Genomic DNA, 22,161 nt, shown 5'->3' on the forward strand with positions numbered 1-22,161 from the left:
GCGCCGCCCGCGACGGCGCCGGCCAGAAGGCGCACGGCAGATTCATCCAGGTGTTGCCCCAGCTCTCGAACGGCGCCGTCCGCGCCACCTCGGTGGTGTCCCGCTCCCAGGTCCGCCAGTCGTGCGGCCAGGCGGCGTCGTTGCACTGGACGGCGGTGTAGACGGCGTTGCCGTTCTCCACCTCCTCCGCGTCCTCGGGCAGCGGCGCCGCCTGCCGGATCAGCGCGGCGGGCCGCCCGCGCAGGTACTCCGAGAGAGCCGACGCCCGCCGGGGCCAGAAGACGTCGTTGTAGATGACGTCGACGAACGCGGTCTGCGCCTGGGCGGGGCCGACCGTGTCGTCCGCCGGGTCGCGCCGCAGCCGCGCCAGCGCCGTGTCGTACGCGCGCTGCACCGCCTCCTGGTCCTTGCCGAGGTGGTAGACCGCGTCGTGCGCGGCGGTCCAGCGGCGCCAGTCGCGCCAGCGGCGCTCGAAGGAGAGGTCCTGGTCGAGGTTGTTGCGGTACCAGATCTGCCGCGGGTCCGGGTCGACGACGCTGTCGAAGACCATCCGCCGTACGTGCCCGGGGAACATCGCCGCGTACAGCGCGCCGAAGTAGGTGCCGTACGACGCCCCCATGAACGTCAGCTTCGGCTCGCCGAGGGCGGCCCGCAGCATGTCCAGGTCACGGGCGTTGTTGAGCGAGTTGTAGTACGGCAGGTCGGCCCCGGCGTTGCGGACGCAGCCCGCGGCGTACGCCTTCGCCTGAGCGACCTTCCGCGCGCGGAACGCGGCGTCCGGATGCGTCATGGTGTCCGTCGGCGCCTTGGTGAACTCCTTCGGGTCCTGGCAGGACAGCGGCGCGGAGCGGCCCACGCCGCGCGGCGCGTAGCCGACGAAGTCGTAGGCGCGGGCGGTGCGGCGCCACTCGGGGAGCGTGGCGTACAGCGGGAAGTCCATACCGGTGCCGCCGGGGCCGCCCGGGTTGAAGACCAGGGCACCCTGGCGTTCCTCGGGCGCGGTGGCCCGGACGCGGCTGACGGTCAGGGCGATCCGCTTGCCCCGGGGGCGCGCGTAGTCCAGGGGGACGGTGAGGGTGGCGCACTCCACCGGTGGTGGCAGGCGTTCCACGGGGGCGCAGCGGCCGAAGGTGAGGCGTCGCGCGACGGGGGCGGGGGGCGCGGCGCCGGCCTGGGGGGTGCTGACCGCCGGGGCGGTGGCGAGAGCGGTCACGATCAGCGAACCGATGGTCCCGTACAGCGCGAGTGCTCTCACGAGCCGTCCCTTCCTGGCAGCGCGGCGCACGGCGGACGGCCCGGGGGAGCGGGGCGACCGGCCGAACGGTTGACGGACAAAAGGGATGGTTGGGGTGGTGGTTGCCGAAGTAAAGGACCGGGCGCCGGTGTCGGGGGCGCTATGCCCCGGAAGAAGGCAGCGCGGCCCGCCCTCCGGGGCCGGGAGGGGCCGCCGGGCCGCAGGCGGCTATGCGGCGCCGGTGGCGGCACAGGCCAGGGCCACATCGGCCCACATCATGGCCTGGTCCTCCAGATCCGCGAAGTAATCGGCCCGTTCCTGCCGCGCCGCGTTGAGTGCCCGGCCCGCCGCCTGAACGGCAAGGGGGGACGGGGCCGCGGCGACAGCCGCGCACGCCTGCGCCACGCGTGCCCACAGCCGGGCCCGCGCCCGCGCCACCTCGCGGCCCGAGGCCGACGTCCCCCCGTCCACCTTCACCGCCCACTCGTGGGCACGGCGCGCCGCCTCCGCCGCTTCCGAGGAAAAGTCCATGTCTGCCTCCCTGGTACCGGTCCCCACCGCTCTTCGGGAAACCGCTCCATGCGTCCAACGTCACTGAGTATGACGTGAGTTGCCCCGTCCTCCGATCGCGAGGCGGGATGCCGGCCTTCGACGCCCAGAGCCGTGATCCGCCGGACACGCCCGAGGCGCGGCTCCCGCCGGGCGCCCACCGCCGGGCGTCAGCCGCCGCAGCCCGACCCGCAGCCCGATCCGCAGCTCGACGAGGACGAACTCCCGCAGGACGAGCCTCCGCCGCAGGACGACCCGCCGCCGCACGATCCGCCGCCGGAGGACGCTCCGCACGACGACCCGCCGCAGCCCGAGCCCCCGTCGGCACCCCCGCACCACGCGCCGCCGTCGTCCGACGCGTCCCAGGACGGGTCGCTCCCCGGCGCGTCCGACGACGAGGACGACGAGCCGGCCGGGGCGGCGACCGTGGCGCCCTGGGCCGCCCTCAGCTGCTCCCGCAGCGCCAGGTCCGCCACCAGCGCCGCGCCGCCGAGCGCGACGGCGAGCCCCACCGGCACCGAGGACGTGACACTCAACGAGCCGTGCTCCCGTCGCGCCGCCCGCAGCGCGGAGAGCCCCGCACGGGTCAGCCGCCGCCCCAGCGCCCGCCGGCAGACCGCGGCGGCGACGGCCCCCGCCAGCAGCACCGGCCCGAGCGGAAGGAACGGCGGGGGCTCCGCGCCCTCCCACGGCAGGCCCGCGACATGGACGATCAGCAGGAGACCGAGGAGCACCGCGTACAGCGCCGACTGGGCCCGCGCCCAGCCGCGCCACGACCGCCCCGTACGCGGATGCCGCATCAGCCCCCGGACCGCCAGCGCGTCCCCGATCCCCTGGACCGCGCGGCTGCGCATGATCCGCGCCCGCACCGGGGCCAGCGCACCCCCGGGCGTCCGCGCCACCGCCGCCAGCACCGCCTCCTCGACGGCGTCCCACGCCACCGGTCGCAGCACCGTCACGACACCCGGGCCGCCCACGGCCAGCCGGCCGTCCTGGTGCATCCCGGCGATCGCGGCGTCCGCCACCCGCCCCGGACCACCGGCGAGGAACGCCAGCTCCCACGCGTTCCCCGGGGGCGCGTCCTGCCGCGCCACCCGCGTCCTGCCACGGACCCACAGCGTCCCGGCGACGAGCACCAGGGACGACCACACGACCGCGAAGGCGAGTACGTCCGACAGCCAGTTCATGACGAGAAACCCCCTACGCCCACCCGTCGCAGCAACCGGAAGAAGATCCCGGGCCGCGGCGGCCGGGGACCGGAGCGCTCCCGCCACCACCGGGTCAGCCGCCGCCGCGCGGCGCGGTCGGCGGGCAGCTCCCGGGCCAGCAGATGCGCCGCGAAGTCGAGCGCGTCCCGCCGGTAGCCGCCGGTCAGCGGCCGGTCCTGGGCGTACGCGGTGAACGCGGGCCGGAACCCGGCGCCCAGGATCACGGGCAGCTCGGGCGCGACCTTGGTGACCACCGAGGCCCGCTTCGCGATCAGCGCCCGGCTCTGCACCCGCAGCCGCTCCTGGTCGAAGCCCTCCGGGGCGGGCGCCCCGGCCACCAGCGACGCCAGCAGCTCCGCCTGCGCGAGTGCCAGCCGCCGCCGGGCCGCCCCGGTGGAACCGGCCGCCCCGTCCACCGGCTCAGGCCGCACGGCCATGACGGGCCCCCTCCACCACGGCGCGTATCGCGTCCAGTTCCCCCGCCAGCTCCGCGCCGTCGGGGAAGTCGTCGTCCCGCTCCAGCAGCACACCGGGCGGCTCGGTCCGCGCGCAGACCGCGGCGAGGACGTCCAGCACCGGCGCGGTCACCGGATGGGCATGGGTGTCGTGCCACACGCCGTCCCGCTCCACCCCGCCCGCGACATGCACATAGGCCAGCGCGCCGGACGGCAGCCGGTCGAGGGCCGCGGCCGGGTCCTCACCCTGGTTGACGTGGTTGGTGTGCAGATTGGCGACATCGATGAGCAGCCGGACGCCGGTCCGCTCGACCAGCTCCGCCAGGAACTGCCCCTCGGTCAGCTCCTCGCCCGGCCAGGCGATCAGCGCGGCGATGTTCTCCAGCGCCAGCGGCACCGGCAGCGCGTCCTGGGCGATGCGCACGTTCTCGCAGAGCACGTCCAGCGCGTCACGGGTACGCGGCACCGGCAGCAGATGACCGGCCTCCAGCACCGGCGAGCCGGTCGCCGCCCCGCCCGCGCGCACGAACGCGATGTGCTCGGTGACCAGCGGCGCGTCCAGCGCCTCGGCCCGTGCCGCCAGCGCGGCGAGCCGCCCGGCGTCCGGACGGTCCGCGCCGCCGAGCCCCAGCGACACCCCGTGCGGCACGACCGTCGTACCGCGCTCGCGCAGCGCCGCCAGCGCGGGCGGCAGATGATCCGGGCAGATGTTCTCCGCCACCACCTCCACCCAGTCCACCCCGGGCAGCTCCGCGATCTCCGCGGCGATTTCCGGCCGCCAGCCGATCCCCGTACCAAGGCGCGTCATACGTCCCCCCTCCCGCTCCCCTCACTGTCCGTACTTCTCGCCGCTGTACCGCGCGGCCAACCCCCGGACACCGGGGTTCAGAGCATGATCTGAGCTTCGCGGCGCGAGCGCCACGGTCAGCGGGCGGTCTCGAAACCGACCGCCGCGCCCAGCCCGAGCAGTACCGTACCGGTGGCCTGATCCAGCCGTCGCCGCACCCGGGGGCGCCGGAAGACGGCCCGCGCCCGGTGGACGGCCGCCGCGATGGCGCCGAGCCACAGCACACACAGCACGGCGTGCACGGCCACCAGCAGCAGGGTCGTCGCGACGACCGGCGCGCCGTGCGGGATGAACTGCGGCAGCAGCGACAGATACACCACCCCGACCTTGGGGTTGAGCACATTGGTGAGCAGCCCGGTCCGGAACGCCCGCAGCGGCGTGGGCGGCACCTCGCCGTCCGCCACCGCGCCGCTCCCGGCCCCCGGATCGTTCTCCGTCGCGGACGCCTTCCGCTGCCGCCGGGCACTGCGCAACGCCTGCACCCCCAGCCACATCAGGTACAACGCACCCGCCACCCGGAGAACGTCGTACGCCACCTGCGAGGCGGCCAGCATCGCCGTCAGCCCGACGGCCCCGGCCAGCCCCCACACAAAACAACCCGTGGCGATCCCGAGCGCACTGCAGAACGCGACCCGCCCCCCGGCCCCGAGCGCGGTCCGCAACACCACCGCGAAGTCCGGTCCGGGCGACACCGTCAGCAGCGCGGCGACGGCGGTAAAACCTATGACTGAGGTGAACACGGGGCCCACGGTACGGGTGGGGCGGGTGAGGGTCGCGGGCGGGGCGGCTGCGGCGGCGGCCGGAACCTTGCGGTCGTGCGCCTGCTCCTCGGAGTGCTCACCGGCCGGGAGGACCCGTCCGGCCGCACGGCGCGCTACCGGGGCGTAGCGCACCGCACCGGGGAACGGGCCAGGACGACGGGCCCGCGTGTCTCGGGGCGCGCCCGTCGCGCACGGCGCCGGCCAACGGGCCCCGCGTCACCTGCCGGGGCCCGTACGCGGGGCTCGCGGGCGCCGCCGGTCAGCCCGTGCGCAGGGCGGGGTGGTCCGCGATGACGGTGGCCGAGCCCGGGGCGATCTCCGTGAAACCGGCGTCGCGCACCACGGGCAGGCCGCTGTCGGCCAGGGCCTTCCAGGTGTTCCCGTCGGCGGTCCGTACGGACAGAGGGAAACCGGCCGCCCGCCAGGCGGCGCGCTCGGGGGCCGTCAGCTCCCACCATGCGAGCTGGGCCCCGTGGCCGGCCTGGGCCATCGCCTTGCCCGCCGACATCTCCAGGCCGGGGTTGAACCACAGCACGGGCACTCCGCCGGCGGGTGCCTCGGGCGGTCGCTGGTCGGCCAGTTCCGTGCCCGACACCTGGAGCCGTGCCAGGTCCTTGGGCCAGCCGTCCAACGGCACCGGCGGGTACACCCGTACCTGGGCGCCCTCGCCCTCGACGGTGATGCCCGGCAGCGCTTCCGCGCGCCGCCACTCCGCGCCGCGCGCCCGGCGCACCACCTTGCGGATCCGGGCGTCCTGCCAGTCCCGCACGGCCGCCGCCCACTCGCCCTCACCGGTCGCCCGGGGATCGGACAGCAACACCAGCACCGCCCGCGCCGCCGTCTCCAGCGCGTCCGTACGGTCCGGAGGCGCGTTCCGCTCGATGCGCGCGACAAGCGGCAGGACGAACTGCGGGGCGGCGTCCCGATCGGTCTCCTCGTGCCGGAACGGACTGCTGCCGTTGGCCCGCGCCGCCTCGGACGCTTCGCCGGGCGAGGGGACGGGGGCCGTGGATCCGGTGGGGTCGGTGCTGGTCACGGTGCCAGTGTGCCAGCCGGGGCGGACGGCCCGTCCGTCCTGTCTTCGACGAGGGGCGAGGTGCGGAGGCGGTGGGCGGTCCGCTGCTGCTCCGGACCGCCGAGCGGCATGGCGTGGCGTGGCGGGACGCTGTGCGGCGCCCCCGCCCCGTCCCCTCCCCGGCCGGGAACCGCGCCCGCCCGGCCCGCGTTGAGAGTTCCGGGACGGGAGAGGACATGACGGGGGGACCGATGGAACTGCACGGTGTCGGACGCCGCTACGGCGTGCGCGGCCCCTGGGTGCTGCGCGACGTCCGCCTCGTACTCCCGGCCCGCGCGCTGATACGGGTCGAAGGGGGCAACGGCAGCGGCAAGTCCACCCTGCTGCGGCTGTGTGCCGGGCTCGACCGGCCCAGCGCCGGGCGGATCACGGGCCGGCCGCGCGCCGCGTACGTTCCGGAGCGGTTCCCGGCGGCCATGCCGTTCACCGCCCTCGGCTACCTCACCCATCTCGGCCGCGTCCACGGCCTGCGCGGGCGGGAGGCGGGGCGCCGCGCCGCCGCCTGGCTCGACCGCTTCGGGGCCGGTGCCCACGCCCACACCCCCCTGTCGGCACTGTCGAAGGGCACCAGCCAGAAGGTCGCCGTCGCCCAGGCCCTGCTCGCCGAACCGGCCCTGCTCGTCCTCGACGAGGCATGGACCGGTCTGGACGCCGCCGCCCGCGACATCCTCGACCGCGCGGTCGCCGAACGCGTCGCGGACGGCGGCACGGTCCTCTTCGTCGACCACGACCCGCGCCGCCTGGCGGGCGCGGCCGACGCCCGCTACCGCGTCGTCGGCGGCCGCCTGCTGCCCGTGGCGGACGACGCTCCCGAGGACGAATCCCCGCCACAGGGCCCCCGCGTGACCATCGAGGCGGAGAGCCCCTCGGGCGGCGTCCCCCCGGACCTGCCCGGCAATCCACGGATCGCACCGGGCCCGGACGGCGTCACGCGGCTCACCGTCACCGCTGTCCACTCCGACGTCCTGCTGCGCGCTCTCCTCACCACCACCCCGCCCTGGCACATCCGCTCGGTCACCCCGGCTCCCTCACCCGAAGCCCCCGCCCGGGACACGAGCACCGCATCACCACAGGAACCTCCGCCACCGGTCGGCTCCGCCCCCTGCATGTCTCCCTCCCCGCCCCCGGACGAGGCTCCCCGCCTCTCCGCCCGCGCCCTCCACCCCAACACCCTCCGACAAGGCCCCCGCCCATGACCGCTCTCCTGCGCTATCACGCGGCCCTGCTGGCCCGTTCGCACCGCTGGCTGCCGCCGGTCATCTTCTACGCGGCCTGGCTCGCCGCCGGTATCCGCGTCGGCGGCCCGATCCTCGACGCCTACGGGTGGGCCGCCGCCGGACTGCTGCCGGCCACGGCCTGGCTGACCCGGGTCTGCGTGACCAACGAACCCCCGGCCGCCCGGAGTTGTACGGAGTCCGCCACCGGCCCCGGCCGTGCCCACCTCGCCACCGTGCTGACCGCCGCGCTCTGCGCGCTGCTGCTCGCGTCCGCCGCCACCGCCCTCGTCGCCGTGGTCGCCGACCCGCACTCCACCGACCACCGCATCCCCGTCCCGCCCCTGCCCGCGGCCCTCGCCGGACTGCTGTCCTCCGCGGTCTGCCTGCTCCTGGGCACGGCCCTCGGCGCACTCTGCAACCGTCCGGTTCTGCACCGCCCCGGCACCGCGATACCCCTCGGCCTGGCGACCGCCCTGCTGCTCCTCGTCCACAGCGCCTCACCCGCGAACGCGGCCGTGTCCGGCCTGATCACCGGCTCACTCCACGGCACGGTCACCTTCCCCTGGATCTCCCTGGCCACCGCGACCCTCCTCGCCACGGCGGCCACGACGGCCGCCTGCGCCCTCAACTCCCGGCGCGCCTAGGGGCTGCCGCAAAGGGGGAGCTTGGTCGCGCAGTGATCAAGACTTGCGGGACGTGAAGACCTGGCGAACGGACGACAGGTTCGGCTGGAAAGCTCCGCTGAGCGCGGTCCCCTCTACGGACGCTAGGCCAGCGCAGGGATGAAACTCCCAACAAGCCACGCTTGCAGCGCTCTTGGCTGCCGTAAAACGCCCAACGGAACATCGATTGACGTGTACGGTTCAATTTCGGCCAGCAAAGCGATGAAAGGAACCTTCTCCATGCGCAAGACAGTTGTCGGCCTCACCGCGACAACAGTGGCCTCGGCTTCCGTGCTCGGGCTCGCCTCCCCGGCGCCCGCCCGGTCCGTCGCGCCCAAGGCGCACGTGGCGAAGCCGCGGGCGGTGAAGGCGGGGGGCCAATGCCCCCGCAACCGCTTTTGCGCCTGGCCCAAGAAGAAGTACAAGGGCAAGGGGCTCACCGCGATCAGCACCCGTGCGTGCCTCAACACCGGGAAATGGACCGCGCGCTCGGTGAAGAACCGCACGCGGTTCTTTGTCTACCTCTACCCGAAGGCCAACTGTAAGGGGCACCCCAGCACGATGAACTGGAACACGAACATAGCCGGCCTGGGCCACGCCGTCCGGAGCTTCAAGGCCAAGAGGTGAGGGCCCGTCACCGGTAGCGCGGGCGCTCGCGGCGGTCCGTCGTGCCGGACCGCGCGACCAGGACGCGCCGTCGCGACAGCCGCCAGGCCCGCCCGGCCGGGCCGCCCCACGCACCCGGCATCCGCCGGACACGCGAGGCAGCCCCGTCAACGCCCGCAGCCGCCGCCCCGGCTCACCGTCCCGCCCCCGTCAGTGCCCCCAGGGCCCCCTGATCGCGAAGGTCGTGCCCGGCGTGTACACGTTGACGTACAGGGTGCGGAAGTCGGGGGAGAAGGTGACGCCCGCGAATTCGCCGTACTCCGGTTGCTGTGCGGTGCCGATGTTCTGGCGGCCGCGGGCCACCGGGTAGACCTCGCCGTGGCGGGTGAGGCCGAAGACGTGCTGGGCGCCGGCGCCGTCCTCGCAGACCATCAGGCCGCCGCCGGGGGCCAGGCAGATGTTGTCGGGGGACTCGCCGGGCAGTTCCACGTCGGTGCCGGGGCCGAAGACGACGGCCAGGGTGAGACGGCGCCGCGCCGGGTCGTAGCGCCACACCTGGCCGAAGTGGTCGGCGGCCGACCCCATGGCACGGCGGGCGAAGCTGGAGACGAAGTAGACGCAGGAACCGCCCCAGTAGCAGCCCTCCAGCTTCTGGGCGTGGGTGATGCCGCCGCGGCCGAAGTCCTGGAGACGTACGGGGGTCCGCCGGGCCAGCGGGTCGGGGACGTCCACCCAGGTGACGTGGTCGAAGACGGTGCCCGGCCGCTGGACGGCGGAGAGGTCCGGTACGTCCGGGACGCGCAGGGCCTGGAGGCGGCCGCCGGCCCGGAGGGAGCCGCGGCCGCCCAGCGGCTTCTCGGGAAGGAAGCGGTAGAACAGCCCGAACGGCTGGTCGAAGGCGTCCTCGGTCTCGTAGACGACGCCGGTGCGCGGGTCGACGGCGATGGCCTCGTGCTGGAAGCGGCCCATCGCGGTGAGCGGGACGGCGCCGGTGCGGCGCGGGTCGTACGGGTCGACCTCGAAGACGAAGCCGTGGTCCTTGGTGAGGCCGCGCTCGCCCGCGCGGAGCTCGGTCTCCTCGCAGCTGAGCCAGGTGCGCCAGGGGGTGGGGCCGCCCGCGCAGTTGGTGACCGTCCCGGCGAGGGCGACCCGTTCGGAGCGGAGGGTGGTGGCGCCGTCCAGTTCCAGGACGGTGCAACCACCCTCGCCGCCCGGGTCGTAGGTCAGACCGGGGAGGGCGGGGACGGGGTGGCGGGAGCCGACGCGGTTCTCGTGGTTGCGTACGAGGTGGGTGCGGCCGGCCGGGCCGGGGAAGGCGGCCATGCCGTCGCAGTTGCCGGGGACGGTGCCCCCGCCGGAGCGCAGCGGGTCGCCCTCACGGGAGAGGACGGTGTAGCGGAAGCCCTCGGGGAGGTCGAGCAGTCCCTGAGGGTCGGGGACCAGCGGGCCGTATCCGTGCCGGCCCGCGCCGCGGGCGGCGGCGGCCGCGGGGAAGAGTTCGGTGAGGCTTCCGGAGAACGCGATACCGGCGGCCAGGGCGCCGGTTCTCGCAAGGATCTGACGTCGTGTCGCGGTCATGGCAACTCCCTGCTGGCGGACAGGTGACGTGACCGCATGTGTGTACCATGCGCCCCGGCCGCGCGGAACCACGCCACGGCGCCGCCCCGCGACCCGCCCTCACTCCTCCACGAGGGGCTTCGCGTCGCGCGCCAGCGCGGTCAGCCGGGAGATCGCCCGGAAGTACTTCTTGCGGTAGCCGCCGCGCAGCATCTCCTCGCTGAACAGCTCGTCGAACGCCTTTCCCGAGGCCAGCACGGGCACCTCGCGGTCGTAGAGCCGGTCGGCGAGGACCACCAGCCGCAGCGCGGTGGACTGGTCCGGCACGGCCTGGACGTCGGTGAGGCAGACCGCCCGTACGCCGTCGCACATCGCGCCGTACCGGCTGGGGTGCACCCGCGACAGGTGCGCCAGCAGCGAGGGGAAGTCGTCGAGGGAGGCGCCCGGGGTGCGGTGCGCCGCGCTGACGACCGTGCCGGTGTCGTACGGGGCGGGGGCCTCGGGCAGGCCGCGGTGGCGGTAGTCCTCGCCGTCGATGCGCAGCGGCCGGAAGTGGGCGCTCAGGCCCTGGATCTCGCGCAGGAAGTCGGCGGCCGCGAACCGGCCCTCGCCGAGCTTGCCGGGCAGGGTGTTGGAGGTGGCGGCCAGCGCGACGCCGGATTCCACCAGCTTGCCGAGGAGGGTGGAGACCAGCACCGTGTCGCCGGGGTCGTCGAGCTCGAACTCGTCGATGCACAGCAGGCGGTGGTCGCCGAGGGTGCGGACGGTCTGCTGGAAGCCGAGCGCGCCGACGAGGTTGGTCAGCTCGACGAAGGTGCCGAACGCCTTGCGCTCGGCCGGGGCGTCGGTGGCGTGCCACAGCGACGCCAGCAGATGGGTCTTGCCGACGCCGTAGCCGCCGTCCAGGTAGACACCGCGCGGCCCTTGGGGCGCGGCCTTCTTCGCGCTCCGGCCGAACCAGCGGCGCCGTCCGCCCGCGCCCTGTCCCGTGTCGCCGATGCCCGCGGCGAACGCGCCCAGGACCTGGACGGCCTCGGCCTGGCTGGGCTGCTTGGCGTCCGGGATGTACGTGCTGAAGCGGGCGTCCTGGAAGCGCGGCGGCGGCACCATCTCGGCGACGAGACGGTCGGCCGGGACCTGCGGGGCGCGTGAGGTGAGGGCCACGGGGGCGCTCCCGGCCGACGGAGTGGCTGCCGGGGCTGTCTGGGCGGGAGAGGACTGGGAAGACGACACGGCGCTCCAGCCTAGCCGCTCCCCGGCGGCGCCCGGTCCGGTGAGCGAGGCATGTCACACTGCCGCTTATGCGACGCCTCTTCCCGCTCACCACGCCGACCGTGCCCTCCCCGGGCGCCGACCACAGCGCCCCGGAGCCGGTGCCCGCCGCCGACCGGGAATGGACGCTGGACGAGATCGCCGACGCCTACGCGTACCCGGAGGCGGGCGACCCGGTACGGGCCGGACGCGCCGGCTGGTTGCGGGCCAACATGGTGTCCTCGCTGGACGGCGCGGCCCACCACGAGGGCCGTTCGCAGCCGCTGTCGGGCGCCGCCGACATGCGGATCTTCGGGGTGCTGCGGGCGCTCGCGGACGCGGTGGTGGTGGGGGCGGAGACGGTCCGCCGGGAGGAGTACCGCCCGGCCCGCGCCCGCGCGGCGTTCGCCGCCCGCAGGTCCGCGGCGGGCCAGGGCCCGGCCGCCGCGATCGCGGTGGTCAGTGCCGGTCTCGGGCTGGACTTCGAGGCGCCGCTGTTCACCGGGGCGCTGGTGCCGACGCTGGTGGTGACCGGCGCGGCGGCGCCCGCCGACCGGGTGCGCGCGGCCCGCGCCGCGGGGGCCGAGGTGCTGTTCGCCGGGGAGGGGGAGGGGGCCGACCCGTCCCGGGTGGCCGCCGTCCTCGCCGGCAGGGGGCACACCAGGCTGCTCACCGAGGGCGGGCCGAGGCTCCTGGGGCAGTTCGCGGCGGCCGGGGCGCTGGACGAGATGTGTCTTTCCCTGGCCCCGGTCGTTGCTGTGGGCGACGCGCCGCGGATCATGAACGGGCCTTCCGTCGCGGTTCCGGAACGGTTCGTGCTGGAGTCCGTTTTGGAGGAGGCCGGGTTCCTGTTCACCCGCTACCGTCGGAGCTGACAATCAGTGGAACTAGCAGTTCCGCTTATGTTCCGTTGGGCACACTAAAGGCCGGAAAGGCTCCGTGTGGCGACGGGGCAGGATGGTTTCTGTGGGCCACCGTGCCATGCGGCGGCCCGGAAAAGAGAAGGGCGCCCGTCGTGTTCACGAGCGTATTGATGATCGAGAAGCCTCTGACGCCCGCCGACGTGGACTTCGTCACGACCCTCCACGGCGACGACCCCGTCTCCTTCGTCGTCCTCATGCAGCCGCGCGGCGCGCAGGACGTCCTGCTGCGCGCGATCGACGACGTCGCGCTCGGCGAGTTCGACGAAGCGGTACGCGAGGGCGACGAACCGTCCGGCAGCAGCGCGGAGGCGCCCGCCGAACTGGCCCTGGCCCACACCCTCTCCGCCCTGCGCGCCGCGGGCGCCGAGGCCGTCGGCACGGTCGTCGAACGGCACCCCCTCGACCTGCTGCGCACCACCGTCGACGAGACGGGCGCGGACGAGGTGATCGTGCTGACCACCCCCCACTTCGTGGAGGAGTTCTTCCACCGCGACTGGGCCTCCCGCGCCCGCCACAAGGTCGGCGTGCCCGTCCTCAAGCTGTTCTCGCACGCGGACGCGGAGCAGCCGCCGACGCCGGAGGTGTGAGCCGCCCGTCGCGCACCTCGGTGACCGCGTCCACCGCGCCGAGATGCGTACGGTCGTGCGTGACCAGCACCGTCGCGGTCGCCCGCCGGTGCGTCAGCGTCGTCAGCAGCTCCAGCACCGCGGCACCCCGCTCGTGGTCCAGCGCGCTGGTCGGCTCGTCCACCAGCAGCACCGCCGGCTCGTTCATCAGCGCCCGCGCGATGTTCACCCGCTGCCGCTGGCCGCCCGACAGCTGGTGCGGACGCCGGTCCGCCTGCCCTTCGAGACCGACCGCCGCCAGCAGCTCCCGCGCCCGCGACCGCGCCTCTTTAGGGGAGCGCCCGTCCAGGTGGGCCATCACCTGGAGCTGTTCCACGGCGGTCAGCGACGGCAGCAGGTTCGGCTGCTGGAAGACCGTCCCGACCGTGCTGCGCCGCAGCGCCGTCAGCGCGGCCCGGTCCAGCCCCGCGGTGTCCCGGCCGGCGATCACCACCCGGCCGCTGTCCGGCGTGATCAGCGTCGCGGCCACCGCCAGCAGACTGGACTTGCCGGAACCGGACGGGCCGATCACCGCGGTCAGCGTGCCGGCCGGCACCGTCAGGGAGACGGAGTCCAGCGCGGTCAGCCGGGTGTCCCCGTCGGGGTAGGTGAGGGTGACATCGGTCAGTTCAAGGCTCATCGGGCACTTCCCAGGGCGGTCAGCGGGTCGACGGACGTGATGCGGCGGACGGACAGCGCGGCACCGGCGGCACCCAGCGCGATCATGACCAGCGCGGGCAGCAGCACGGTGGACGGATCGAGGACGAACGGCACGGCACCGCCGACCAGGGCCCCCAGCCCGGCGGCCACCGCCGTCCCCAGACCGGTCCCCAGCACCAGCAGCACCACGGCCTGCCCCAGCGCGTCCCGCAGCAGATAGCCGGTCGACGCGCCCAGCGCCTTGAGCACCGCCACGTCCCCGCTGCGCTGGATCGTCCACACCGTGAAGAACGCGCCGATCACCAGCGCCGAGATCGCGAAGAGGAACCCCCGCATCAGCTGGAGCGAACCGTGCTCCGCCGCGTACGAACCGATGCCGTCCAGCGCCTCGTCCAGCGTGACGGTACGGGTCCCCAGCCGGTCGTCGGCCGCGGTCAGGCCGGGGGAGCCGGAGACGGACAGTGCGAGCACGGTCGCCCCGTCCGTGCCGCCGGGCAGCCCCCGCCAGTCGCCGAGCGACGTCCAGACCACCGGGGTGTGGCTGAACATCGCGTCCCCGGACACCGCCGCGACCTTCACCGCGCGCCCGCCCAGGGACACCGTGCCGCCCGCCCGGACGCCGAGCGCGTCGGCGGCCTTGTGCGACAGGACGACCCGGCCGTCCGCGAGGGCGTCCGACCGGGGCGCCGGGGCCGCGCCCGGCCGCACCCCGAACACCGACACCGCGGCACTCGCGTCACCCGCCTCCGCCTTCGTGGTGGCGATGCCCAGCGGCTCGGCCCGCCGCACCCCCGGCACCTGTGACCACGCCCGTACCGTCCGTGCGGACAGGCGGGAGTCGGAGAACGACACCTTCCCGCCGTCGGCCGGCGCGGAGAACACCAGACGGTCGGCGGGCAGCCCCGTGACCGCCGACGTGTTCTCCCGGCCCAGGCCCGCCGTCAGCCCCGACAGCAGGCCCACCAACACCGTGATCAACACGATCACCGTGCCCATCAGGGCGAAGCGGCCCTTGGCGAACCGCAGATCTCTCCAGGCGACGAACACAGGCTTTGCCGTCCTTGACTCCGGCGCCGGACCCCTCGTCCGGCGGCTGCCCCCACCCTCGCCCCGGCCGCCCCCGCACGGCATCGCGCCCAGGACGGGTCCGGCGCCGCCGAAGGGTGCGGCCCCCCTTACACCTTTCGATGGATGCCGCACCCCCACCCCACCCGTAACCTGGACAGACCGTGACCGATCACTCCCTCACCCCCGTGCTGCGGGTGCTGCGTACCTGCCTCCACCTGATGGTGGCCGCACTGCTGGCCCTCGCCGCCGTCCGGGCGGTCGCCCGCCACACCCCCGACGCCCCCGCCGTCGTCCTCACCGCCGCCGCCCTCTTCGCCGGCTACGCCTCGGGCCCCGCCCTGCCGCGCGTCCGCACCTCCGTGGCCGCCGCCGCCCTGTGGCTGGCCGCCGTCGGCGCCCTCTGGCTGGTCCTGCTCGCCCTCACCCCCGACGGCGTCTGGCTCGCCTTCCCCCTCTTCTTCGTCCAGCTCCACCTGCTGCCCACCCGCGGCGCGCTGCCCGTCGTCGCCGCCACCACCGCCGCCGCGGTCGCCGGCTTCGCCTGGCACACCCACGCCCTCACCCCCGGCACCGTCATCGGCCCCGTCCTGGGCGCCGCCGTCTCCGTCGCCGTCGTCCTCGGCTACCAGGCCCTCTACCGGGAGAGCGAACAGCGTCGGCGCCTCATCGAGGAGCTGACCGCCGCCCGCAGCGAACTGGCCGCCGCCGAGCACGCCGCCGGGGTCCTCGCCGAACGCGAACGCCTCGCCCGCGAGATCCACGACACCCTCGCCCAGGGCCTGTCCAGCATCCACCTGCTGCTCCGGGCCGCCGAACGCGCCCTGCCGGGGCAGCCGGACACCGCCCTCGGCCACGTACGGCACGCCAGGACCACCGCCGTCGACAACCTCGCCGAGGCCCGCCGCTTCGTCCGCGAACTGAGCCCCCCGGACCTGGAGGGCGGCTCCCTGCCCGCCGCCCTGGAGCGGCTGTGCGCCACCACCACCCGCACCAGCGGCCTCACCGTCCACTGCCAGGTCTCCGGCGAACCCACCGAACTGCCCACCTCCCACGAGGTCGCCCTGCTCCGCATCGCCCAGTCCGCGCTCGCCAACGCCGTACGGCACGCCGATGCCCGCCGCGCCGAGCTGACCCTGAGCTACATGGACACCGAGGTCGCCCTCGACGTCGTCGACGACGGCGCCGGATTCGACCCCGCCCGCGTCCCCCCGCCCGGCTCCGCCGCCGCCACCGGAACCGGCTTCGGCCTCGCCGCCATGCGCGCCCGCGCCCGCGCCCTGCACGGCACCCTCGCCGTCGAGTCCGCCCCCGGCGAGGGCACCGCCGTCGCCGTGACCCTGCCCGTCCCCGCCGCCACGGCCCCCGAGAAAGCCCCCGCATGACGGACACCACCCCGATCCGGCTGCTGCTCGCCGACGACCACCCCGTCGTACGGGCCGGACTGCGCGCCGTCCTGGAGACCGAACCCGGCTTCGAGGTCGTCGCCGACACCGCCACCGCCGAGGCCGCCGTCGACCTCGCCGCACGCCTGGCACCCGACGTCGTCCTCATGGACCTCCGCTTCGGCGGCGAGATGCGCGGCTCACAGGCCACCGCCGCCCTCACCGCCCGCGCCGGAGCGCCCCGCGTCCTCGTCCTGACCACGTACGACACCGACGCCGACATCCTCGCCGCCATCGAGGCGGGCGCCACCGGCTACCTCCTCAAGGACGCCCCGCCCGAGGAGCTGGCCGCCGCCGTGCGCGCCGCGGCCGCCGGGAAATCCGTGCTCGCGCCGACCGTCGCCCTGCGCCTGATGGACCGGATGCGGACCCCGGCCACCGCCCTCTCCCGCCGCGAGACCGAGGTCCTCCAGCTCGTCGCCGACGGCCTGTCCAACGCCGGGATCAGCAAGCGTCTCTTCCTCAGCCAGGCCACCGTCAAGTCCCACCTCGTGCACATCTACGCCAAGCTCGGCGTCGACTCGCGCACCGCGGCCGTCGCGGCGGCCACCGCCCAGGGCCTCATCCGCCGCTGAGCGCCGCGGGCGGCGCCGCACGGCGGGGCTGTCACCGGCGGGTGCGAGAATCGACGCCGTACGACCGCACGCGACGATCAGGGAGACCCGCACATGGCACCCGCCATCCCAGCCTCGATGGACCGGCCGCACTTCATCGGCATCGGCGGAGCCGGCATGTCGGGCATCGCCAAGATCCTCGCGCAGCGCGGCGCCCGCGTCGCCGGCAGCGACGCCAAGGACTCCGCGACCGCCCGCGCCCTGCGCGACCTGGGCGTCACCGTCCACCTCGGCCACGACGCCGCCCACCTCGCCGAGGACGCCACCGCCGTCGTCGTCTCCTCCGCCATCCGCGCCGACAACCCGGAGCTGGCCGCCGCCCGCGAACGCGGCGTCCCCGTCGTGCACCGCTCCGACGCCCTCGCCGCCCTCATGGACGGCCTGCGCCCCCTGGCCGTCGCCGGCACCCACGGCAAGACGACCACCACGTCCATGCTCGCCGTCTCCCTCACCGCCCTCGGCCTCAAGCCGTCCTACGCCATCGGCGGCGACCTGGACGCCCCCGGCTCCAACGCCGAGCACGGCACCGGCGAGATCTTCGTCGCGGAGGCGGACGAGAGCGACCGCAGCTTCCACAAGTACGCCCCCGAGGTCGCCATCGTCCTCAACGTCGAGCTGGACCACCACGCCAACTACGCGTCGATGGAGGAGATCTACGAGTCCTTCGACACCTTCGCCGGCCGCATCCGCCCCGGCGGCACCCTCGTCATCTCCGCCGATCACCCCGGCGCCCGCGAACTGACCGCCCGCATCGCCGGCCGCCACGACATCCGCGTCGTCACCTACGGCGAGTCCGCCGACGCCGACGTCCGCGTCCTCCAGGTCACCCCGCACGGCCTGACCAGCGACGTCAGCGTCAGTCTCGACACCGGCCGCATCCTCACCTTCACCGTCTCGGTCCCCGGCCGCCACTACGCCCACAACGCCGTCGCCGCCCTCGCCGCCGGCATCTCCCTCGGCCTGCCGCCGCACCAGCTCGCCTCCGCCCTCGGCGAGTACACCGGCGTCAAGCGCCGCCTCCAGCTCAAGGGCGAGGCGAACGGCGTCCAGGTCATCGACTCCTACGCCCACCACCCCACGGAGATGACCGCCGACCTGGAGGCGATCCGCGGCGCCGCCCAGGACTCCCGGGTCCTGGTCGTCTTCCAGCCGCACCTCTTCTCCCGCACCCAGGAACTGGGCGCGGAGATGGGGCAGGCCCTCGCCCTCGCCGACTCCACCGTCGTCCTGGACATCTACCCCGCCCGCGAGGACCCGGTCCCCGGCGTCACCAGCGCCCTCGTCCTCGACGCCGCCCGCGCCGCGGGCGCCGACGTCACCGCGGCGGGCGACCGCGCCGCCGTCCCCGGCCTCATCGCGGGAATGGCCCGGCCCGGCGATCTCGTTCTCACCATGGGCGCCGGGGACGTCACCGACCTCGGCCCTGCCATCCTGTCCCGCCTGGGCGCCTGAGCTGAGGAGAGACCATGCCGTACGAGATCGACAAGCCGGACGAGCAGTGGCGCGCCGAGCTGACCCCGGCGGAGTACCAGGTGCTCCGCCAGGCCGGCACCGAACCGGCCTTCGTCGGTGAGTACACCGACACCACCACCCGCGGCGTCTACTCCTGCCGCGCGTGCGGCGCCGAACTGTTCCGCTCCGACACCAAGTTCGCCAGCCACTGCGGCTGGCCGTCCTTCTACGACCCGAAGGACTCCGACGCCGTCGAACTCCTGGAGGACCGCAGCCACGGCATGGTCCGCACCGAGGTCCGCTGCGCCCGCTGCGGCTCCCACCTCGGCCACGTCTTCGAGGGCGAGGGCTACCCGACACCGACGGACCGGCGCTACTGCATCAACTCGATCTCGCTGCGGCTGGCCCCGGACGAGGGGTGAGGCGGACCGGTGCGCGCCCGGTCCGGCACGGGGTGCGCACCGGCGGCCCGGGGCGAGGGCGGCCGCCGGGTGGCTTGGGGCGAGCGGAGTCCGTCATACGCGTCATACACTGCTGCCGTGGCCAGGACCAGGATCAGTATCAGCCTTGACCAGGAGCAGGCCGAGCGCGTCAGAGCGCACGCCGAGCGGGCGGGCATGGATGTCTCCGCCTATCTGGTGCACGCGGCGACGCGGCAGATGGCGGAGACCGATGCCATAGAGGAGCAGTTCGCCGCGGTGGACGCGCTGATCGCGGCAGCCGAGGAGGAAGCGGCGACACTGCCGCCGGAAGCCGCTGTGCCGCCGGAGGTGCTCACGGAACAGGAACGGCGGGAAGTGGAGGCCGCCCTCGGCCTCGTTCAGGGGACGGACCGATCCGGCGACCACTCAGGAGAAGCCGCGTGACGGCTCGGGTACCGGTCTACGACACGGGCATGCTCATCGCTCTCGCCGACAGGAAGGCCAAGGCGGTGCACCTCCACGAGGGGCTGAGGACAAGCCCGCACCGTCCCCTGGTGCTCGGTCCGGTTCTCGCCCAGGCATGGCGCCCGCGCCCGGCGCTCGTTCACGCGCTGGGCGGCGTCCTGAAGGACTGCTCGGTGCCGCGGGCGAGGAGTTCGCCGCCACCGATGCACAGGACGCGCGCAGGGCAGCCGGAGTGCATTGCCTGCGCGATGGGGCCCGATGTCACGGACTGGCGCAGGGCCGGGACCGCACTGGGCGAGGCGAAGTTGCCGCCGAAGAAGAGGCCGGACGTGGTGGACGCCTGGGTCGCGCTGGCCGCGGTCCGGCACGGCGGTGCGGTCGTCTTCACGAGCGACCCGGACGACATGGCGGCCTACCTTGCCGTTCTGGACCCTCCTGACGTGCACGTCGTCGCGGTATGAGGGACGTGGGGCCGGAGCCGCGCGTGCCCCGGTTCCGGGAAGCTCCCCCCCGCCGGGGGCGCGGGTACCGCCCGCGCCCCCGGGCACGTCATCGCGGCACGGTGACGGTGGTGACGACCAGGCCGTCGGAGATCAGCCAGCGGCCCTCGAAGGTGGTGAGGCGGACGCCGTCGATCACCGGGCCCTCGACGAGGAGGTGGGCCGTGAAGGCGGAGCGGTCGGGGTCGAGGTCGAGGCGGGCCTCCTCGAAGTCCAGCCAGCGGCGGGTGAGGGGGTACCACGCCTTGTAGACGCTCTCCTTGGCGCTGAATATCAGGCGGTCCCAGCAGATGTCGGGCCGCGCGGCGCGCAGGGCGGGCAGTGCCGCGCGTTCCTCGGGGACGGTGACGAGGTCGACCACGCCGGGGTCCCGGACCGGCTGGTGGGGTTCCGCGTCCAGACCGAGGGAGTGCAGGTCCGTGGTGCGCGCGACGGCGGCCGCGCGGTAGCCGGTGCAGTGCGTCATGGCGCCGACGAAACCGTCGGGCCAGCGCGGGGCGCGGTCCGGGCCGGGCAGCATGGGCGCGGGCGGGACGCCGAACCGGGCGAGCGCGGCGCGGGCGCAGGCGCGTACGGTGCCGAACTCCCGCTGCCGTACCGGGACGGCGCGCGCCACCTCGGCCTGCTCCTCGGGGAACATGTCGGACAGCGGACGGTCCTCGAACGCCTCGACGGCGGCGACGGGCGGGGGCAGCAGTTCCTCGATCATGCGGGGGTCTCCACGGTGACGGGCGGAAGGATCTGTACCGGTCGGCCGGGCTGCTTGGCCCGGGGACGCCACTCGCGGGGGTAGCCCAGCGACACCTCCTGGTGCGGCACGCCGTCGCAGGTCAGCAGCCGGGGGATGTGGAGGTGGCCGTAGACGACGGTGGCGGCGCGGAAGCGGCGGGGCCAGTCGGCGGTCCGTTCGGTGCCGCACCACAGGGAGAACTCCGGGTAGCGCAGCGGCCGGGTGGGTTCACGGACGAGCGGGAAGTGGTTGACGAGGACGGTGGGCAGGTCCTCGGGGAGCGCCGCGAGCCGCGCCTCGGTCGCCTCGACCCGGGCCCGGCACCAGGCGTCCCGGGTGGGGTACGGGTCGGGGTGCAGGAAGTACTCGTCGGTGCAGACCACCCCGGCCCGGTGGGCGGCGTCCAGGGCCTGCTCCTTGGTGGCCGTGCCGGCGGGCCGGAAGGTGTAGTCGTACAGGAGGAAGAGGGGCGCGATGACCACCGGGCCGCCCTCGCCCTCCCACACCGGGTAGGGGTCCTCCGGCGTCAGCACGCCCAACTCCCGGCAGATGCCGACGAGATGGTCGTAGCGGGCCGCGCCGCGCAGCTGCACCGGGTCGTCGTTCGGCGTCCACAGCTCGTGGTTGCCGGGCACCCACACGACGCGGGCGAAGCGTTCGCTGAGGGTGGCCAGGGCCCAGCGGATGTCCTCGACGAACTCGCCGACGTCCCCGGCGACCAGCAGCCAGTCCGCGTCGGACTCCGGCACCAGCCGCTCGACGATCTCGTGGTTCTCCTGGTAGCGGACGTGCAGATCGCTGACGGCCACCAGCTTGCCGGGCGCGGTGCCGGGGGAGCGGGTGCGGGCGGTCACGGGCAGGGGGTCGGTCGCGCGGATCTCGTAGCTCACGATCGAAGTAAAGACGGTGGGACGGGTGTGGTGGAAGGGGCAACGGTGTGTCGTCGCGGCCCGTTCACGCGGCGGGTCCGGCCGCCGGCGGGGCATCACCGCGGCGGATACGGGTGGCCAGCCACAGGTCGAAGCGGTCGTCGGGGTCGTCGAGCCGACGCCCGGTCAGCTCCCGTACCCGTTCCAGCCGGTTGCGCACGGTGTGGCGGTGCACACCGAGCCGGCGGCTGGTCGCGTCCCAGGCGCCGCCGCACTCCAGCCAGGCGGCGAGCGTGGCCACCAGCTCCGTGCCGTTGTCCGCCAGGTCGAGCGGGCCCAGCACGGTGTCGGCGTACCCGTCCAGGGTGCGGCGGTCGCCCAGCTCCAGCAGCAGCCGGCTGGTGTCACTGGGCCGCGCCTCGGCCGGCGCCCCGGTGGCCCGGCTCACCCCCAGCAGCCCGGCCGCCTGACGCAGCGACACCCGGACCGTCCCGGGCGCGGTGGCCGGCCCGATCCCGGCCGGGCGGCCCGGCGCGAAACGGGCGAGCACCCCGCGGAGGTCCAGCTCCTCCCCGGCCACCGCCTCGATGTGCCCGTCCGCGACCCGGACCAGCCCGCCGGGCAGCGCCAGCGCCAGATCGGCGGCCATCTCCACATCGGCGGCCAGTTCCCGCTCCTGCCCGTGCGACGCCCCGTCCGAGGAGTCGGGGGAGGGCGCCTCCACCACCACGCCCCGGACCCGCTCGGCCGTCACCCCCACCGAGGCCAGCAGGTCACGGGCCCGGTCCGGCGGCAGCCCGTCCCCCGACAGCAGCTCCGACAGCAGCGCCGACCGGCGCCGCCGCTCCGGCTCGTCGCGCAGATGACGGCGCTCCAGCTCCAGCGACAGCAGCGAGACCAGCCCCGGTACGACGGAACGCGCCGCGTCGTCCGGCGCGCCGGTGAGCAGCAGCAGACCGCGCAGCCGCCGCGTCGTCCGGCGCGCCGGT

The 22,161-nt window shown here is 74.9% G+C and carries 23 protein-coding genes and 1 pseudogene; 11 read left to right on the forward strand and 13 right to left on the reverse strand.

Features of this window, described 5'->3' with window-relative positions:
- From AC51EU_RS12500 to AC51EU_RS12525, 6 genes and pseudogenes are all read right to left on the reverse strand, one after another.
- Positions 1-1,255: alpha/beta fold hydrolase (locus tag AC51EU_RS12500; protein WP_496266940.1), on the reverse strand; the 1,255-nt coding region annotated here is incomplete at its 3' end.
- 207 nt (positions 1,256-1,462) lie between these two features.
- Positions 1,463-1,765 (reverse strand): ABC transporter ATPase, encoded by a 303-nt coding sequence (locus AC51EU_RS12505; RefSeq protein WP_496266941.1) that lies wholly within the window; start codon positions 1,763-1,765, stop codon positions 1,463-1,465.
- Between the two features lie 188 nt (positions 1,766-1,953).
- Entirely contained in the window at positions 1,954-2,970 is a 1,017-nt protein-coding gene (locus AC51EU_RS12510; RefSeq protein WP_496266942.1) for a TIGR04222 domain-containing membrane protein, read from the reverse strand.
- A pseudogene (locus AC51EU_RS12515) lies at positions 2,967-4,254 on the reverse strand (MbnB/TglH/ChrH family RiPP precursor modification enzyme). Before AC51EU_RS12515 ends, AC51EU_RS12510 begins: the two are co-directional and overlap by 4 nt.
- 116 nt (positions 4,255-4,370) lie before the next feature.
- On the reverse strand, positions 4,371-5,033 hold the full coding sequence (locus AC51EU_RS12520) for a LysE family translocator (RefSeq protein WP_496266943.1): 663 nt from the start codon (positions 5,031-5,033) through the stop codon (positions 4,371-4,373).
- A 280-nt stretch (positions 5,034-5,313) separates the two neighbouring features.
- Positions 5,314-6,090 carry an aminoacyl-tRNA hydrolase gene (locus AC51EU_RS12525; protein WP_496266944.1) on the reverse strand — a complete coding sequence of 259 codons (777 nt, stop codon included), beginning with the start codon at positions 6,088-6,090 and terminating at the stop codon, positions 5,314-5,316.
- 230 nt (positions 6,091-6,320) lie between these two features.
- On the opposite strand from AC51EU_RS12525, the gene AC51EU_RS12530 reads away from it, so the two are divergent.
- The 3 genes from AC51EU_RS12530 to AC51EU_RS12540 all read left to right on the forward strand — a co-directional run bounded on the left by AC51EU_RS12530 (position 6,321) and on the right by AC51EU_RS12540 (position 8,635).
- Positions 6,321-7,325: an ABC transporter ATP-binding protein gene (locus AC51EU_RS12530; protein WP_496266961.1), complete on the forward strand. Its 1,005-nt coding sequence runs from the start codon at positions 6,321-6,323 to the stop codon at positions 7,323-7,325.
- Positions 7,322-7,990 (forward strand): ABC transporter, encoded by a 669-nt coding sequence (locus AC51EU_RS12535; protein ID WP_496266945.1) that lies wholly within the window; start codon positions 7,322-7,324, stop codon positions 7,988-7,990. Before AC51EU_RS12530 ends, AC51EU_RS12535 begins: the two co-directional genes overlap by 4 nt.
- A gap of 258 nt (positions 7,991-8,248) precedes the next feature.
- Positions 8,249-8,635, forward strand: coding sequence for a peptidase inhibitor family I36 protein (locus AC51EU_RS12540; RefSeq protein ID WP_496266946.1), 387 nt, complete (start codon positions 8,249-8,251; stop codon positions 8,633-8,635).
- Between the two features lie 189 nt (positions 8,636-8,824).
- Here the strand turns inward: AC51EU_RS12540 and AC51EU_RS12545 are convergent, their stop codons facing one another.
- Positions 8,825-10,192, reverse strand: coding sequence for an alkaline phosphatase PhoX (locus AC51EU_RS12545; protein ID WP_496266947.1), 1,368 nt, complete (start codon positions 10,190-10,192; stop codon positions 8,825-8,827).
- A gap of 99 nt (positions 10,193-10,291) precedes the next feature.
- The gene (zapE, locus tag AC51EU_RS12550; RefSeq protein WP_496266948.1) at positions 10,292-11,404 is read right to left on the reverse strand and encodes a cell division protein ZapE; all 1,113 of its coding nucleotides are present in this window, start codon (positions 11,402-11,404) and stop codon (positions 10,292-10,294) included.
- A gap of 68 nt (positions 11,405-11,472) precedes the next feature.
- Between zapE and AC51EU_RS12555 the strand changes: the two genes are divergently transcribed.
- The gene (locus AC51EU_RS12555; RefSeq protein ID WP_496266949.1) at positions 11,473-12,297 is read left to right on the forward strand and encodes a pyrimidine reductase family protein; all 825 of its coding nucleotides are present in this window, start codon (positions 11,473-11,475) and stop codon (positions 12,295-12,297) included.
- Positions 12,298-12,455: 158 nt separating this feature from the next.
- Entirely contained in the window at positions 12,456-12,932 is a 477-nt protein-coding gene (locus AC51EU_RS12560) for an indole-3-glycerol phosphate synthase (RefSeq protein ID WP_496266950.1), read from the forward strand.
- Here the strand turns inward: AC51EU_RS12560 and AC51EU_RS12565 are convergent.
- Both AC51EU_RS12565 and AC51EU_RS12570 read right to left on the reverse strand, forming a co-directional pair.
- The gene (locus tag AC51EU_RS12565; RefSeq protein WP_496266951.1) at positions 12,880-13,590 is read right to left on the reverse strand and encodes an ABC transporter ATP-binding protein; all 711 of its coding nucleotides are present in this window, start codon (positions 13,588-13,590) and stop codon (positions 12,880-12,882) included. The genes AC51EU_RS12560 and AC51EU_RS12565 overlap by 53 nt on opposite strands.
- Positions 13,587-14,657, reverse strand: coding sequence for an ABC transporter permease (locus tag AC51EU_RS12570; protein ID WP_496266952.1), 1,071 nt, complete (start codon positions 14,655-14,657; stop codon positions 13,587-13,589). The genes AC51EU_RS12565 and AC51EU_RS12570 overlap by 4 nt, the downstream gene beginning before the upstream one ends.
- 239 nt (positions 14,658-14,896) lie before the next feature.
- Between AC51EU_RS12570 and AC51EU_RS12575 the strand changes: the two genes are divergently transcribed.
- From AC51EU_RS12575 to AC51EU_RS12600, 6 genes are all read left to right on the forward strand, one after another.
- The gene (locus AC51EU_RS12575; protein WP_496266962.1) at positions 14,897-16,060 is read left to right on the forward strand and encodes a sensor histidine kinase; all 1,164 of its coding nucleotides are present in this window, start codon (positions 14,897-14,899) and stop codon (positions 16,058-16,060) included.
- Positions 16,057-16,695, forward strand: a complete 639-nt coding sequence (locus AC51EU_RS12580) for a response regulator (RefSeq protein ID WP_496266953.1) — start codon at positions 16,057-16,059, stop codon at positions 16,693-16,695. Before AC51EU_RS12575 ends, AC51EU_RS12580 begins: the two co-directional genes overlap by 4 nt.
- 93 nt (positions 16,696-16,788) lie before the next feature.
- Positions 16,789-18,186 (forward strand): UDP-N-acetylmuramate--L-alanine ligase, encoded by a 1,398-nt coding sequence (gene murC / locus AC51EU_RS12585; protein WP_496266954.1) that lies wholly within the window; start codon positions 16,789-16,791, stop codon positions 18,184-18,186.
- Positions 18,187-18,200: 14 nt separating this feature from the next.
- A complete protein-coding gene (msrB, locus tag AC51EU_RS12590) occupies positions 18,201-18,608 on the forward strand; it encodes a peptide-methionine (R)-S-oxide reductase MsrB (RefSeq protein ID WP_496266955.1) in 408 nt (135 codons plus the stop codon).
- A 117-nt stretch (positions 18,609-18,725) separates the two neighbouring features.
- Positions 18,726-19,052 (forward strand): hypothetical protein, encoded by a 327-nt coding sequence (locus tag AC51EU_RS12595; protein ID WP_496266956.1) that lies wholly within the window; start codon positions 18,726-18,728, stop codon positions 19,050-19,052.
- The gene (locus tag AC51EU_RS12600) at positions 19,049-19,534 is read left to right on the forward strand and encodes a hypothetical protein (RefSeq protein ID WP_496266957.1); all 486 of its coding nucleotides are present in this window, start codon (positions 19,049-19,051) and stop codon (positions 19,532-19,534) included. The genes AC51EU_RS12595 and AC51EU_RS12600 overlap by 4 nt, the downstream gene beginning before the upstream one ends.
- A gap of 88 nt (positions 19,535-19,622) precedes the next feature.
- Here the strand turns inward: AC51EU_RS12600 and AC51EU_RS12605 are convergent, their stop codons facing one another.
- The 3 genes from AC51EU_RS12605 to AC51EU_RS12615 all read right to left on the reverse strand — a co-directional run.
- Positions 19,623-20,282, reverse strand: coding sequence for a 4'-phosphopantetheinyl transferase family protein (locus AC51EU_RS12605; protein WP_496266958.1), 660 nt, complete (start codon positions 20,280-20,282; stop codon positions 19,623-19,625).
- A complete protein-coding gene (locus AC51EU_RS12610; RefSeq protein WP_496266959.1) occupies positions 20,279-21,193 on the reverse strand; it encodes a metallophosphoesterase family protein in 915 nt (304 codons plus the stop codon). The genes AC51EU_RS12605 and AC51EU_RS12610 overlap by 4 nt, the downstream gene beginning before the upstream one ends.
- A 64-nt stretch (positions 21,194-21,257) precedes the next feature.
- Positions 21,258-22,161: PucR family transcriptional regulator (locus AC51EU_RS12615; RefSeq protein WP_496266960.1), on the reverse strand; the 904-nt coding region annotated here is incomplete at its 5' end.

Source organism: Candidatus Streptomyces philanthi (genome assembly GCF_059553635.1).